The 14,243-nt window shown below is 70.5% G+C and carries 15 protein-coding genes; 7 read left to right on the top strand and 8 right to left on the bottom strand.

Annotation, left to right across the window (positions count from 1 at the left end):
• Positions 1 to 24 precede the first annotated feature (24 nt).
• From K2F54_RS18995 to K2F54_RS03415, 3 genes are all read left to right on the top strand, one after another.
• On the top strand, positions 25 to 147 hold the full coding sequence (locus tag K2F54_RS18995; protein ID WP_255576672.1) for a hypothetical protein: 123 nt from the start codon (positions 25 to 27) through the stop codon (positions 145 to 147).
• Between the two features lie 70 nt (positions 148 to 217).
• The gene (pyrE, locus tag K2F54_RS03420) at positions 218 to 766 is read left to right on the top strand and encodes an orotate phosphoribosyltransferase (RefSeq protein ID WP_220604456.1); all 549 of its coding nucleotides are present in this window, start codon (positions 218 to 220) and stop codon (positions 764 to 766) included.
• Positions 766 to 2,991, top strand: a complete 2,226-nt coding sequence (locus K2F54_RS03415; protein WP_220604455.1) for a hypothetical protein — start codon at positions 766 to 768, stop codon at positions 2,989 to 2,991. Before pyrE ends, K2F54_RS03415 begins: the two co-directional genes overlap by 1 nt.
• Before the next feature lie 72 nt (positions 2,992 to 3,063).
• Here K2F54_RS03415 and K2F54_RS03410 read toward each other — a convergent pair whose 3' ends face one another.
• The 5 genes from K2F54_RS03410 to K2F54_RS03390 form a co-directional block, all read right to left on the bottom strand.
• Complete coding sequence (locus tag K2F54_RS03410) at positions 3,064 to 3,864, bottom strand: HAD-IIA family hydrolase (protein WP_220604454.1); 801 nt, start codon at positions 3,862 to 3,864, stop codon at positions 3,064 to 3,066.
• 120 nt (positions 3,865 to 3,984) lie between these two features.
• Positions 3,985 to 4,629, bottom strand: coding sequence for a metal-dependent transcriptional regulator (locus K2F54_RS03405; RefSeq protein ID WP_220604453.1), 645 nt, complete (start codon positions 4,627 to 4,629; stop codon positions 3,985 to 3,987).
• A 25-nt stretch (positions 4,630 to 4,654) separates the two neighbouring features.
• Positions 4,655 to 5,938 carry an Nramp family divalent metal transporter gene (locus K2F54_RS03400; RefSeq protein ID WP_220604452.1) on the bottom strand — a complete coding sequence of 428 codons (1,284 nt, stop codon included), beginning with the start codon at positions 5,936 to 5,938 and terminating at the stop codon, positions 4,655 to 4,657.
• 85 nt (positions 5,939 to 6,023) lie between these two features.
• The gene (locus K2F54_RS03395; protein ID WP_220604451.1) at positions 6,024 to 6,317 is read right to left on the bottom strand and encodes a DUF7882 family protein; all 294 of its coding nucleotides are present in this window, start codon (positions 6,315 to 6,317) and stop codon (positions 6,024 to 6,026) included.
• A 146-nt stretch (positions 6,318 to 6,463) separates the two neighbouring features.
• On the bottom strand, positions 6,464 to 7,165 hold the full coding sequence (locus K2F54_RS03390) for a DedA family protein (protein ID WP_220604450.1): 702 nt from the start codon (positions 7,163 to 7,165) through the stop codon (positions 6,464 to 6,466).
• Between the two features lie 236 nt (positions 7,166 to 7,401).
• Here K2F54_RS03390 and K2F54_RS03385 point away from each other — a divergent pair, with 236 nt between their 5' ends.
• The 4 genes from K2F54_RS03385 to K2F54_RS03370 all read left to right on the top strand — a co-directional run bounded on the left by K2F54_RS03385 (position 7,402) and on the right by K2F54_RS03370 (position 10,892).
• On the top strand, positions 7,402 to 8,031 hold the full coding sequence (locus K2F54_RS03385) for a TrmH family RNA methyltransferase (RefSeq protein ID WP_220604449.1): 630 nt from the start codon (positions 7,402 to 7,404) through the stop codon (positions 8,029 to 8,031).
• A gap of 33 nt (positions 8,032 to 8,064) precedes the next feature.
• On the top strand, positions 8,065 to 8,439 hold the full coding sequence (locus K2F54_RS03380) for a DUF4440 domain-containing protein (RefSeq protein WP_220604448.1): 375 nt from the start codon (positions 8,065 to 8,067) through the stop codon (positions 8,437 to 8,439).
• A 132-nt stretch (positions 8,440 to 8,571) separates the two neighbouring features.
• Complete coding sequence (locus K2F54_RS03375; RefSeq protein ID WP_220604447.1) at positions 8,572 to 9,213, top strand: TetR/AcrR family transcriptional regulator; 642 nt, start codon at positions 8,572 to 8,574, stop codon at positions 9,211 to 9,213.
• Positions 9,210 to 10,892, top strand: coding sequence for an MDR family MFS transporter (locus K2F54_RS03370; protein WP_220604446.1), 1,683 nt, complete (start codon positions 9,210 to 9,212; stop codon positions 10,890 to 10,892). The genes K2F54_RS03375 and K2F54_RS03370 overlap by 4 nt, the downstream gene beginning before the upstream one ends.
• A 34-nt stretch (positions 10,893 to 10,926) precedes the next feature.
• Here K2F54_RS03370 and K2F54_RS03365 read toward each other — a convergent pair whose 3' ends face one another.
• From K2F54_RS03365 to K2F54_RS03355, 3 genes are all read right to left on the bottom strand, one after another.
• Positions 10,927 to 12,075, bottom strand: a complete 1,149-nt coding sequence (locus K2F54_RS03365; RefSeq protein ID WP_220604445.1) for a dienelactone hydrolase family protein — start codon at positions 12,073 to 12,075, stop codon at positions 10,927 to 10,929.
• A 97-nt stretch (positions 12,076 to 12,172) separates the two neighbouring features.
• Positions 12,173 to 12,871, bottom strand: coding sequence for a class I SAM-dependent methyltransferase (locus tag K2F54_RS03360; protein WP_220604444.1), 699 nt, complete (start codon positions 12,869 to 12,871; stop codon positions 12,173 to 12,175).
• Between the two features lie 91 nt (positions 12,872 to 12,962).
• Positions 12,963 to 14,243 (bottom strand): YhgE/Pip family protein (locus K2F54_RS03355; protein WP_220604443.1); only part of this gene is annotated, 1,281 nt, incomplete at its 5' end.

The raw sequence follows: 14,243 nt of genomic DNA, 5'->3' as shown, positions 1-14,243 counted from the left end.
TCACTTCATTCGAAAGGCACGCCCGTGTTCGTTTTCCTGCTCATCCTCTCCCTCGTCGCCGTTGCCTCCATCGTCGGTACCGTCGTCTCCGTGAGCACGGATGGTTACAGCCGCGTGCCCGAGCGCAAGTTCGTTCGCAGCTTCTAGTCAGCCCCGTCGCGGGAGCCCCGGTATGACTCGCGGGACTCCCGGCGGGCATGTGGCCTAAAGTGGGTCTGTGACGGATACACGCAAGCAGCTCATCGACTTCATCTCGGCCGACGCCGTCTTCCACGGTGACTTCACCCTCACCAGCGGCAAGAAGGCCACGTATTACGTCGACCTCCGCAAGGTCAGCCTCGACCACAGGGTCGCCCCGCTGATCGGTCAGGTCATGATCGACCTCATCAAGGACATCCCGGATGTCGTCGCCGTCGGCGGCATGACCATGGGCGCAGACCCCGTCGCCACCGCGATCCTGCACCAGGGCGCTGCCCGAGGCCTGGCCTACGACGCCTTCGTGGTGCGCAAGGAGCCCAAGGACCACGGCCGCGGCCGCCAGGTCGAAGGCCCGGACCTGGCCGGCAAGCGCGTCATCGTGCTCGAAGACACCTCCACCACCGGCGGCTCCCCGCTGGCCGCCATTGAGGCACTGCTCAAGGTGGGCGCCGTCATCGCCGGCGTCGCCGTGGTGGTGGACCGCAACACCGGCGCCCGCGAGGTCATCGAGGCCGCCGGATACCCGTACTACGCCGCCATCGGACTCGAGGACCTGGGTCTGAGCTGATGCGTGAACCGCGGGACGTATACGGCGACGACGAACGCAACGAGGACGAACTCGGTATCGAGTGGCTCACCTCGCAGCTGAGCGATGACGAGAATGCCATCGACGTCGACGAAGACGCCCCGGCGGACGACGCCGGTGACGCTGTGGCGCAACCGAATTCCTCGGCTGACTCGGCCTCCACGGTCGTCATGCCCGTCGTACCGCCCGCTGCGCCCGCCGCGTCCTCCCGCGAACTGCACTTCTCCAGCACCCCGCCCACACCGCCCGCCGACGAGTCCGCTGAGTCCTCAGTCGAGCCGATGGCGGTGGATGCCTACCCCACCCGGGCCGAACGGGTGGAAGCCGAGCGGGCCGAGGCCGATCGTATCGAGGCCGAACGGGTCGACGCCGAGCGCGTCATCGCCATCCGCGCCGCCGCCGAACGTGCCGCTGCCGAACGCGTGGCCGACGAACGCGCCGCGGTTCAGCGCGCTGAGGCCGGTCGTGCCGAGGTGGAGCGGGTCGCGGCCGAACGTGCCGCCGCCGAGCAGGCCGAGGCCGACCGCCTCGCCGCCGCCACGGCCGCGGCAGCGCTGGCCGAGGCCGACCGCATCGACGCCGAACTCGCGGAGGCCGAACGGGTCGCCGCCGAACGAAACAGCGCAGAACGAACCAGCGCAGAACGAACCAGCGCAGAACGAACCAGCGCCGCCAGGGCCGAATCCGAACGCGCCGTCGCTCACCCGTCAGCGTCCGATGACGACCAGGAGTTCGACGAGACCGGGGAGATCGATCCCAACGCCTACCGGTGGGGCCTGACCCCCACGACCGAGGCCGACCCCCTGGTCGCGGCCCGGCAGGCGAAGGAGAGGACCGCTGCTGCTGCCGCCGCGGCCGCAACTGCGGCGTCCGCTTCGGCAGCTGCGAAGGCTGCCGCCGCTTCCCAGCCGGCCGCCGCTGCGCCCGCGCCCCAGCCGGCCGCCGCTAACCCCGCCACCGGGGAGTCCTCCGCCGAGTCCGCGGGTGCCGAGGCCGAGCCCGCCGTGCCCGCCGCCGCCGAGTCTGCGAGTGCTCAGCCCGTCGCCGGTACGCAGTCCACACCACCGACGACGGCCGCGACCGGCGCCGCCGCATCCGACCTGCCCGACCCGACGCCGGCGGCCGGCGCGAGCGTGCCGCCGGCACCCGTGTCCGCGGCAACGGTGCCGCCCGCCGACCCCAGCCAACCCCTCACCAAGCCGCCGTTCTCCGCCCGACGCGCCCCGCTTGACCCCGAAGCCGCACCCTGGTGGACCACGCCGGCCCAGGCCAGGCTCGTGCCCACCGCCGACGACGAAGCCGCGGGCGCCATCCGCCGCACGCCGCCGATGCCGCTGGGAACCACGCCGGTGCCCGCCGTCGCCACGCCCCCGGTCGGCGCCACCACACCGACCCCGCCCGCCAGCACCGCTGCGCCCGCCGTTTCCGGCCCGCCGGTCTCGGCTGCTGCCGCGCAGCCGCTGCTGCCGGCCGACGCCACGGCGGAGACGGCCCCAGCGTTCGCCCGAACCTCTGCGCCCACCCCGGTCGCCGCCCAGGGCGGAGCAGAACGCCCCACCCCCACGGCCGGCTCGACCACCGCTTCGACGGCCGGCTCCGGCTCCACGAGCGGCACGCCTCCGCGCGGCCCCGCCAAGCGCACCCTGGTCTGGGCCGGAGCGGCGGTGCTCGCGGTCATCGTGATCATCGGACTCTTCTTCCTCGGCCAGAGCCTGGCCGGGCCAGAGGCGACGGCGCCCGTTCCCACCGAGTCGGCCGCGGAAAGCGCCGCCGAGTCCGCCACTCCCACGCCCACCGCAGAGGCCGTGCCGGAGCCCACCGCGCCGCAGCCCGTCGGTGTGCACGCCTGGGACACCATGTTCGGCTCCGAATGCCTCGAGCCGTACACGTCACCGTGGGACGAAGAGTTCACCGTGGTCGACTGCGCCACCCCGCACACCGGCCAGCTGGTCTACCGCGGCATCCTCGAGGGCGAGAGCGGTTCGGAATTCCCCGGCGAGCAGGCCTTCGCCGACCAGATCAACGTGCTCTGCAGCGCGCCAGGCGTGATCGACTTCACGGCCGCCGGGGCCTACGACGACCTGCAGCTGCAGGGCAGCTACCCGGTCACCGCCGAGCAGTGGGACGCCGGCGACCGGTACTTCTACTGCTTCGCCAGCCGATCCTCCGGCGAGCCACTCACCTCGAGTCTGGCCCCGGTCGCCTGACAAGCCGGCGCATCCGCCCCGACAACGACAACAGGCCGGGCCAGAGGGCCCGGCCTGTCTGGTGTGACCAGATCAGATCTGGTCGGACTCCAGCGGCTCGGTGGCCAGCAGCTGGTGCACACCCTCGAGGATCTCATCCGGGCGGAACGGGTACCGGGCGATCTCGGCGGGGTCGCTGATGCCGGTGAGCACCAGCACGGTGTGCAGGCCGGCCTCGATGCCCGCGACGATGTCGGTGTCCATCCGGTCGCCGATCATGCCGGTGTTCTCCGAGTGCGCGCCGATGCGGTTCATGGCCGAGCGGAACATCATCGGGTTGGGCTTGCCCACCACGTACGGTTCCATGCCGGTGGCCTTGGTGATCAGCGCGGCGATCGCACCGGTGGCCGGCATCGGCCCCTCAGCGCTGGGCCCGGTGGCGTCCGGGTTGGTCACGATGAACCTGGCACCCTTGAGCAGCAGCCGGATGGCCTTGGTGATGGCCTCGAACGAGTAGTTGCGGGTCTCACCCACCACCACGTAGTCGGGGTTGGTCTCGGTCATGATGAAACCGGCCTCGTGCAGCGCGGTGGTGAGCCCGACCTCGCCGATCACGAACGCCGTGCCGCCGGGGCTCTGCTGCTTGAGAAAGTCGGCCGTGGCCAGGGCGGAGGTCCAGATGCGTTCCTCGGGAACGTTCAGCCCCGACGAGCGCAGCCGGGCGGACAGGTCGCGCGGGGTGAAGATCGAGTTGTTCGTCAGCACCAGGAACGGGGTGCCCGCGTCTGTCCACTGCTGCAGCAGTTCGGCGGCGCCGGGCAGGGCCTGGTTCTCGTGCACCAGCACGCCATCCATGTCGGTGAGCCAGCATTCGATCTCATCACGGGTTCTCATGGCTCGCTCCTTCGTGGGTGACGCGGTTGGAAGCAGCCCGGGAACACGCTGCCGCGTCCAGACTATCGGGGCAGGGTTTGTCACCGTCACCCGCTGGCCACACGCGGTCGGGCCGCCGACTCAGCCGGTGAGCCAGACGGCCGCGGCCACATCGGCCGAGAACGGATGGGCCTGGCCGGCGTCCAGCCGCAAGGTGGCGGAGTCGACCACGGTGACATTGCTGCCCGGCCCGATGCCCGCGTCGGCGAGCAGGCGCAGGATGGCCGGGTCGCGGTCGCTCACCCGCAGTACGGTACCGGAGTGGCCGGCCGGCGCATCCGCCAGCAGAACGGCCCGAACGCGGGCGGTGGAACCGTCTGCGGCGGGGATGAGGTCGCCGTGCGGGTCGGCTCGCGGGTGGCCGAGGTGCGTGCTGATCGCCTCGAGCAACCGGTCGGAGATGGAGTGTTCGAGCACCTCGGCCTCGTCGTGCACCTCGTCCCAGGTGTAGCCGAGCTCCCGCACCAGCCAGGTCTCGATCAGGCGGTGCCTGCGCACCACGGCGGTGGCGCGCAGCCGGCCCTCATCGGTGAGGGTGAGCGGCCCGTACGGCACGTGCGCGATCAGCCCCGCCGCGGCGAGCTTCTTCACCATCTCGGTCACCGACGACGGCGCGATGCCCAGCCGCGTGGCCAGCACCTTGGGGGTGATCGGCTCTGGCTGCCACTCGGTGTGGGCGTAGATCGTCTTGAGGTAGTCCTCGGCGGCGGGTGTGGTGGGTTTCATGGCCCCTTCAGGGTAGCTGGCCGGGTCAGGGTGCGCTGAAGACGAGCACCAGCAGCACGGCGTTCAGGGTGACCAGCAGCACCGCGGCGATGCCGCCGGCGACCGTGGTGAACCAGCGGTTGGCGAAGTCGCCGAGCAGGCCCTTCTGGGCGGTGAGCCAGACCAGGGGGATGAGGGCGAACGGGATGCCGAACGACAGCACCACCTGGCTGAGCACGAGTGCCTGGGTGGGGTCGAAACCCACCCCCAGAATCAGCAGCGCCGGGATGAGGGTGACCAGACGGCGCAGCAACAGCGGTACCCGGATCTTGAGCAGGCCGTGCATGATCTCCGCGCCGGCGTATGCGCCCACCGAGGTGGAGGCCAGGCCGGAGGCCAGCAGGCCCACGGCGAAGATCGTCGCCACCACCGGTCCCAGGCCGTCCTGCAGGGCCCGGTACGCGCCGTCGAGGGAGTCGGTGCCCGGCACGCCCTGCAGCGCAGACGCGGCCAGCAACAGGATGGCCAGGTTGACCGTGCCGGCGATGGCCATGGCGATCGTGACATCCCACTTGGTGGCCCAGAGCAGCCGTTTGGTCGCGGCGGGGCCCTCCTGCATCGGGAAGCGGTCGCGGGTGAGGGCCGAGTGCGCGTAGATGGCGTGCGGCATGATCGTGGCGCCCAGGATCGACGCCGCCAGCAGCACGGAGTCGGTGCCCTCGAACCGGGGCACGAGCCCGTCGACGACCGAACCGGCATCCGGTGGCGCGAAGAAGACCCCGGCGGCGAAGCCCACGGTGATGATCAGCAGCAGCGCCACGATCACCCGTTCGAACACCTTCGGGCCGCGCCGGGTCTGCACGGTGAGCACGAGCATCGAGATGACGCCGGTGATCACACCGCCGGCCAGCAGCGGCAGGCCGAAGAGCAGGTTGAGGGCCACGGCGCCGCCGATGATCTCGGCCAGGTCGGTGGCCATGGCCACGAGCTCGGCTTGCACCCAGTACAACCGGCGGGAGGTGCGCCGGCGCAGCCGCACGCCGAGCACCTCGGGCAGGCTGGTGCCGGTGACGATGCCGAGCTTGGCGGAGAGGTACTGGATCAGCCAGGCCATCAGGTTGCCGGCCACGACCACCCAGACCAGCAGGTAGCCGTAACGGGCGCCCGCGGTCATGTTGCTCGCCACGTTGCCAGGATCGAGGTACGCCACCCCGGCCACCAGGGCAGGGCCGAGCAGCCAGAGCAGGCGGGTGGAGGCCACCGAGTTCAGTGCGGGTGGTGAGGCCGGCGCATCGGTCGTGGCCGCATCGGCGGATGGAGATTGAGGCATACCGAAATCTTACAGATTATTTAGGCAACCCGAAACTTTGCCGTGGTTCCGCTTTTCTCCGCGTACTGTCTCCGCGCACCCGGGGTCAGGCATCGAGGTGCAGCACCAGCCCGCCGGGGCTGTTCGCCTGCGCGAAGAGGGTGTCGATCCGATCGCGGTCGAGCACCGGGGCGCGTGCGCTGCGATAACGGAACAGCAGCGAGGTGCTGGGTGTCACCCAGATGGTGCTGCGGCAGCCGCCGGCATTGTCGGGGTCGCCCCAACTGAGGTGGAAGGACTGCTGCAGGCGCAGTTTGGCCCCGATCACCGCCTGGAGGTGGGCGAGGGTGTCGTCGTCCAGCAGTACGGTCAGGCCGGAGGCATAGATCAACCGCCCCACGGTCAGGCGTCCGCTCCCGGCCGGCGCGGCCCGGCTGGCCTCGGCGTGTGTGTACTCCAGTGCATCAAGACGTCCCCCCGGCCGTGTGATTCACCTCACGGTACCCGGCCGGGTGGTGTTGGATCAGCCCCAGTGCGGGGCGCACGCTACTCGCGAGCGTCTTCGCGCACGTCCTCCGGCAGCTCGACGGCGGGCACGGGGGCCTTGCCACGGTTGCGCATGGCTTCCCGGCCGGCCTTGTAGAGCTCGGTGAGGATCGGGATTCCTGAGAGCAGCACGATGCCGATGATGAAGTACTCGGAGTAGTCGGCGACGAACTGAATCTGGCCGAGCAGGTAGCCCACCAGGGTGAGGCCGACTCCCCAGGCGAACGCGCCGATGAGGTTGAAGGTCACGAAGGTGCGGTAGCTCATCTTGCCGACACCGGCCGCGAGCGGCACGAACGCGCGGAACACCGGCAGGAAGCGGGCGATGATGACGGCCTTGCCGCCGTGCTTGGCGAAGAAGGCGTTGGTGCGTTCGACGTTCTTGGGGTTGAAGAACCGGTTCTGTTCGCGGGCGAACACGGCCGGGCCGGCCTTGCGGCCGATGCCGTAGGCCAGCTGGTCACCCGCGAACGCGGCGACGAAGATGATGGCGCAGGTCACCCAGATGGGCACGGGCACGTCACCGGTTGCGGTGAGCAGTCCCACCGTGAAAAGCAGCGAGTCACCCGGCAGGAAGGACAGCACGATGAAGCCGGTCTCGACGAAGACCACGGCGGCCACGCCGATCAGCACGAACGAGCCGAACCAACCGATCAGCCACTCGGAGTCGAGAAAGTCGATGCCGAAGAGTAGGGGTTGCATGCGGATGCCTTCCGGTCGGGGTCATGATTACGGTCTCGATCGGATGGTGCCGGCTGGGCGGCGACCGAGGCCGCGCGGGTGCCGGCGAAAACGCACCCTGCCCTTAGGGTAGCGAACCCCGTATGAACGGAAGCTGGGTAAATCGCAGACGCATCCTGCTGCTCGTCGCTCACCCTCGTGCTCGTCGCGGACCCTGCAGCGAGCACAAGCCTGCGCTGGCGAGATACGGTGGTGCAGTGCCAGAACCGCTGAACCCCACGCCAGAACTGTCCACCAACGGGGTCGGCCCGTGGGTCGGCGAGTGGCCGGACGAGCCGTACTACGACCGCGAGCTGCTCGAACGCGGTGACACCCGCAACGTGATCGACCGCTACCGGTACTGGACCATGGCCGCGATCGTCGCCGACCTCGACGAGACCCGCAACCCGTTCCACGTGGCTATCGAGAACTGGCAGCACGACATGAACATCGGCTCGATCGTGCGCAGCGCCAACGCATTCGGCGCCGACACCGTGCACATCATCGGCCGCAAGCGCTGGAACAAGCGCGGCGCCATGGTGACCGACCGCTACCAGCACGTCATGCACCACCCGGATGTGGCGACGTTCGTTCAGTGGGCTCGCTCCGAGAGCCTCCCGATTATCGCCATCGACAACCTGCCTGGCAGCGTGATCATGGAGACCTTTACCTTCCCGCAGCGCTGCGTGCTGCTCTTCGGCCAGGAGGGGCCGGGGCTCTCCCCGGAGGCCGTCGCCGCCGGCGACGCCCTCGTCGAGATCAGCCAGTACGGCTCCACCCGCTCGATGAACGCCTCGGCCGCGGCCGCGGTGACCATGCACGCCTGGATCCTGCAGCACCGATTCTGACCGGGATGGCCCGCTGGGGTCTACCGTGGAGTCATGACTGTGATCACCGACGATCTCCCTGCCAGACTCCTGCACGAAGCCCACGAGGGTTGGCGCGCCATCCTCGCCGGCAAGGGCGGTGACTACTACCAGCGCACCATGACCGGGGATGCCCTGCTCATCCTGCCTGGCCAGGTGGTCGGGCGCGACCAGGTGCGCGCCGCCTTCAAGGCCGCGCCGCCGCTGGACCGCTACGAGCTGCACGAACCGGCCGTCATCCGCCTGGGCGAGCACGCCGGTGTGCTGGTCTACCGCTCACTGGCCTGGCGGGGCGACGCGCTCACCGAGCTGCAGATGTCCACCACCTACCTCTTCGACGAGAACAACGGCGGCTGGTCGATCGCGGCCCACCAGGAGTCGCCCGTCTAGGCTCACGCTCGCTGCACCCCGTATGGCCCGGTGCACCCGCTCTAGCGGGCGCACTGGGCCATAACCGGTGCAGCCACCGACGCACCGCTCGATAACTTGCACTACCTAGCATAAAGTGCAAAGCTGCACTCTATGTCTGAGAGTGCAACGCCGACGCGCGTCGAACAACGGATGCGGCGCACGGCCGCCAGCCTCACCTCCGTCACGCGCCGACTCACCGCAGAGCGCGGCCTGGCCGGGTTCACGATCGAAGAGGTCTGCAGCACCGTGGACGTCTCCCGGCGCACCTTCTTCAACTACTTCGCCAGCAAGGAAGACGCCGTCCTCGGCGCCAACCCCGACGACGACTACCGGTACTTCGCGGACCGGTTCCTGGCCCTCGGCACGGGGGAGTGGCCTCGAGTGCTCAGCGACCTCGTCGAATTGGCCATCGCGCACATCGAATCCGATGGAATGGATCCCCGCGAGCACAGCGACCTCATGGCGGCTCTCGAGCGCGAGCCCCGGCTGCTCACCCGGTTCATCGGCCTCTCCCGCGACCGTGACCGCCAGCTGCGGGCACTCATTGCCAAGCGGCAGGGCGTCGACGCCGACGACCCGCGCGCGATCGCGATCGTGAGCATCGTCGGATCCCTGATGCAGTCATCCGCCGACACCTTCGTCGACCCGGCCAACGATCGCGACTTCGCCACCATTCTCACCTCCTCGCTCGAGGCCATGCGCACCGTCCTGGCCGCACCCGCATCCGCTCCCTTGAAAGGCACCAACCCGTGACCACCACCGCCTCCGCGGAGCCGTTGCTCCTCACCAAACGAAGAATCTGGATCATCTTCGGCGCCCTCATCGCCGGCATGCTCCTCTCCAGCCTCGACCAGACCATCGTCTCCACCGCCATGCCCACCATCGTGGGCCAGCTCGGCGGGGTGGAACACCAGGTCTGGCTGACCACCGCCTACCTGCTGGCGACGACCATCGTGATGCCGGTCTACGGCAAGTTCGGTGACGTGCTCGGCCGCCGCAACCTGTTCCTGATCGCGATCGCCCTGTTCACCATCGCCTCGGTGGGCTGCGCCTTCGCCGGCGACTTCACCCAGCTGGTGGTCTGGCGCGCGGTGCAGGGCCTCGGCGGCGGCGGCATGATGATCCTCTCCCAGGCGATCATCGCCGACATCGTGCCCGCCTCGGAGCGCGGCAAGTACCTCGGCCCGCTCGGCGCGGTCTTCGGCCTCTCCGCCGTCGGCGGCCCCCTGCTCGGCGGCTTCTTCGTGGACCACCTCACCTGGCAGTGGGCGTTCTACATCAACATCCCGGTCGGTATCGCTGCGTTCGCGATCGCCTGGTTCGCCCTGCGGCTGCCGAGCAAGAAGGCCACCCAGCCGATCGACATCCTCGGCGTGATCTTCCTGTCGGCCTTCACCACCTGCCTGATCTTCTTCACCGACTTCGGCGGCAACGCCAGCCACGGCTGGGAAGCCATCGAGACCTGGCTCTTCGGTGCCGGCATGGTGCTCGCGGCCATCCTGTTCGTGATCACGGAGGCACGGGCGAAGGACCCGATCATCCCGCTGTCGCTGTTCAAGAACCCCACCTTCGTCAACGCCACCCTGATCGGCCTCACCCTGGGCCTGGGCATGTTCTCCGCGATCGGGTTCGTCCCCACCTTCCTGCAGATGTCCTCGGGTACCTCGGCGGCCGCCTCCGGCCTGCTGATGCTACCGATGATGGCCGGCCTGATCGGCACCTCGATCATCTCCGGTATCGCCATCACCAAGACCGGCCGCTACAAGATGTTCCCGGTGCTCGGCACCATCCTCACCGCCCTCGCGATGGTGCTGATGACCAGCCTCACCGCCGAGACGCCGATCTGGCTGATCTGCGTGTTCCTGTTCATCTTCGGCGCCGGGCTCGGCCTGATCATGCAGGTCGTCGTGCTGGTGGCGCAGAACTCGGTCAACCCGTCCATGGTGGGCACCGCGACGAGCACGAACAACTACTTCCGCGAGGTGGGTGCTGCGCTCGGCGTGGCCGTGTTCGGCACGATCTTCACCAACCGGCTCACCGAGAACCTGCGCGGTGTGTTCACCGACGCCGGCGCCAGCGCCACGGATGCCGATGCGGCGACCTCGTCGATCGACCCGCAGACCCTCAACGCGCTGCCGGACGCCGTGCGTGACGGCATCGTCGTGGCCTACGCGGATGCCCTGGCCCCGGTGTTCTGGTACCTCCTGCCGTTCATCGGGCTGGCCTTCCTGCTCTCCCTGTTCCTCAAGCAGATTCCGCTCTCGGATGTGGCCGGCATGGTCGCCAGGGGCGAGGCCGTGGGCGGGGACGAGGCCGAAACGCTGGAGGCCGCGCACCGTTCGCACCGGGACCCGGCGGTCGGTGACGGTGTCATCGGTGCAACCGGCGCCGACGAGAGCGACGACGTTCTCGAGGAGCGCCAGCCGCGCTGAGTGCACCGCCGGCCGGGTGCGAGCCCGGCCGGACTCACCGGCGGGGGAGCACCCCGTGCAGAAACCGGATCGCCGCGGTCTGCATCTCGCTGTCGAAGCAGTGCGGAACGGGTGCGAAACGGCCCTGGTAGGCAGCCGTACCGGCGTATCGCCGGGTGAGAGCGTCGTGGGCGGCCCGCATGCCGGCCGGTGGAAACAGCGGGTCGGTCTCGCCGTATCCCACGAACAGCGGGCGCGGCGCCCGGGCGCCCGCGATGCCCGGCAGGTCGGCGATCGTGCCGAGGCCCGGGCTCATCAGGGTCCAGCTGTGCTCGTGCAGGTGGGCCTCGACCAGTTCGGCCAGGGTCGACATCATGCCGACCACCACCGTGGCACCCACCCGGTCACTGAGCGCGGAGGTCACCTGCGCCCTGGCACCGCCACCGGAGAACCCGACCAACGCAGGAGCGGCAGCCAGGGTCTCCGGCCGGGCGGCCAGCACATCGAGGGCCAACAGGTCCTCGCGGGCGATCAGGCCCGCCCACGACGTGCCGAGCACACCGAGCGCCTTGGCCAGGTCGTGTTCGACGGCGCCGGCGTGCAGGTCGTAGACCTCGGGCTCCGTCAGCGGCTCATTCGGCGGCTCGTTCGCTGTGGCGCGCAGGGCCGCCGCGACGCGCTCGCTCGACGCCGGCATATCGGCCACCGGGAAGCGCCGGCTGCCCCAGCCGAAGACATCGTGCGCGAGCACCGCGAAGCCGGCCCGGGCGAACTCGTCGGCCAGCGCCCGGCCGGAGTAGCACCGCTCCCGGAACGCATTGATGGCCGCTGGCACCGGGCCGGTGGGCCCGTTGGCGATCTTCTCCTTGCCGAAGAACTTCATGCCGCCGTGGCAGTGCAGCGCGAGCACCCCGGGCAGGGCGCCGGTCTCCCCGGCCGGCCGCAGCAGCCAGCCCCTGGCACGCGGCCCGAAACCGGTCTCCCACGACAGCTCCACGCCGTCGATGCCGTCCCTCGACCAGCGGATGTGTTCGGTCACGTCGACCACCGTCGGTGCCGGAAGCACCCCCAGGGTGTCGCGCAACCGGCGTTCGATCTCCGCGGGCGACGGGTCATCCGTGCCGAACAACGGGCGCACTGACCGTGCCAGGTCGACCAGGCCGGCGAAGGCGCCGAGCCCGGCGGTGGTGGGCGTTTCGGTCACGGTGCTCCGTCTCATCGTCGAGGGCCGCTCCCCGTTCGGCGGCGATGGCCGGTGCGGTGGGCGCGGCACCAGCCTAGGTGGCCGTCGGTCGGCGCGGTCAGCCCAAGCGCCCGGCGCGCACGATCACGTCGTGCAGTGGCAGACCCTGGCCGCCGGGTCGCTCGCGGGTCTGTTCCTCGGCGGTATCGATGCGCCACACCCCGGGGTCGAGCAGCGCGGTGATGTTCGCGAGGGTCACCGTCGCCTCGGCGGGCGGCTCCTCGCCGTGCGGGGCCTCGCGCTCTCCGTGCGCCTCGCCATGCCCGCCGCCGTGTGCCTCGTGATACCCGTGCCCGCCTCCGTGCGCCTGTCCGCCGGCATCGTGCAGGTGCCCCACGATCAGCAGGGTGCCGCCGGGTGCGACCCAGCGCGCGATGCGGTCGTAGAAGGCCAACTGCGGAATGGCTGGGTGGGCGTAGTTGGTGACCACGAGGTCGAACACGTTCCCTGGCTCCCAGGTGGTGAGGTCGGCCTCGACCCAGGTCACCCGCTCGACTCCCTCGGCCAGCTCCCTGGCTCGGGCCAAGGCGGCCGCGGAGATGTCCGCGGCGGTGACCTGCCAGCCCTGCCCGGCCAGCCAGAGCGCTTCCGCGCCGGTGCCGCAGCCGGCGTCCAGGGCGGTACCCGGCGTCAGGCCCGCCACCTCGCGCACGAGGTGCGGGTTCGGCGCACCTCGTTCGGCGACCGGCGCGGCAGGGCCTCCCGCCTGCTCCCAGTGCTGTTCCCAGTAGTCCTTGTCGAAGCTGTGCGTGGTCATGCCGGCCCTTCGGTTCGTCTGCTTCCCCCGATCGTGCCGCCCACGCAGCACGCCCGCAAGTCGGCTTGCCAGACCGGCAAGCGCCTCGGACTCAGCCGATCAGGCTGGGCTTGAGGTCGCGCAGGGTGCGGAAGTGCGTCATCCGCACCACGCCGACGGCGGCCAGGACGAGCGCCCCGGTGAGCCAGAGCAGCAGCACGCCGGCGTCGTTGAGGGCGGTGGCCGGGTTGCCGCCGTACATCAGCTGGCGGATGCCGTCGACGGCGTAGCTCATCGGCACCACGTGGTGCAGGAACGCCAGCGGTGCCGGCAGGGTCTGCCACGGGAAGGTGCCGCCGGCGGTGACCAACTGCAGCACCATCAGCACGAGGCCGACGAACTGGCCCACACTGCCCAGCCACACGTTCAGCGCCAGGATGATCGCGGCGAAGGTGAGCGCGGCCAGGCCCATCATGGCGTAGGTGCCGAGCGGGTTGTGCACTTCGAAGTGCAGCACCGCGGTGAGGATGCCGAACAGGGCGGCCATCTGCGCCAGCCCCAGGATGCCAGGGGTGAGCCAGCCGGCCAGGGTGATCTTCAGCGGCGAGTGCAGCGCCGTGATGGCGCGGCGGGAGACCGGCTTGACGATCAGGAACAGGGCGTAGATGCCGATCCAGCCCGCCAGGCTCGCGAAGAACGGCGCCAGCCCGGCGCCGTAGGTGCCTGCGGAGGTCACCGCGGCGGTCTGCAGGTCGACCGGGTCGGCAATGGTGGAGCCCTGCAGGTCGCGGGTTGCCGCATCCGTGTTCGGGATGCTGTCGACCCCCTCGGTGAGGCCGTCGCGCAGGGTGCCCGCGCCGTCTTCGAGGCCGACGAGCCCGTCGCTGAGCGACGAGGCGCCGGTGGCCAGCGTCTCTGCGCCCGACTTGGCGGAGTCCGCGCCGCTGCTGAGGGCGGCGGCGCCGTCGGCGGCAGAGGCCGCGCCGGTGCTCAGTGACGCCGCCCCTGCGGCGGTCTGGCCGGCCCCGGCGGCCAGGGTGCCTGCGCCGGTGTCGGCATCGGTGGCGCCGGCGGCGAGGGCGGATGCCCCTGTGGCGGTCTGGCTCGCGCCGGCGGCTACCGCAGCGGCCCCGGTGGCGGCGCCGCTCGCGCCCTCGGCGAGGGTCTGGCTGCCCGCGGCGGCCGTGGCCAGCGACTCGGCCAGGGTGTCGGCCCCCGCGGCGGTCTGGCTCGCGCCGTCGGCGAGGGTGGCGGCGCCGGTGGCTGCCGTGGCCGCGCCCTCGGCCGCGCCGGCGGCTCCGGTGGCCAGGGCGGCGGCCCCGTCGGCGGCCGAGGCGGGGCCCTCGGCCCGCGCGGTGGCGCCGGGGGGGAGCGCGGCGCTGCCCTCGGCGGG

The organism is Cryobacterium inferilacus, assembly GCF_019599185.1.
GTDB classification, from domain to species: domain Bacteria; phylum Actinomycetota; class Actinomycetes; order Actinomycetales; family Microbacteriaceae; genus Cryobacterium; species Cryobacterium inferilacus.
This window is presented reverse-complemented; position numbering and strand designations above follow the sequence as displayed.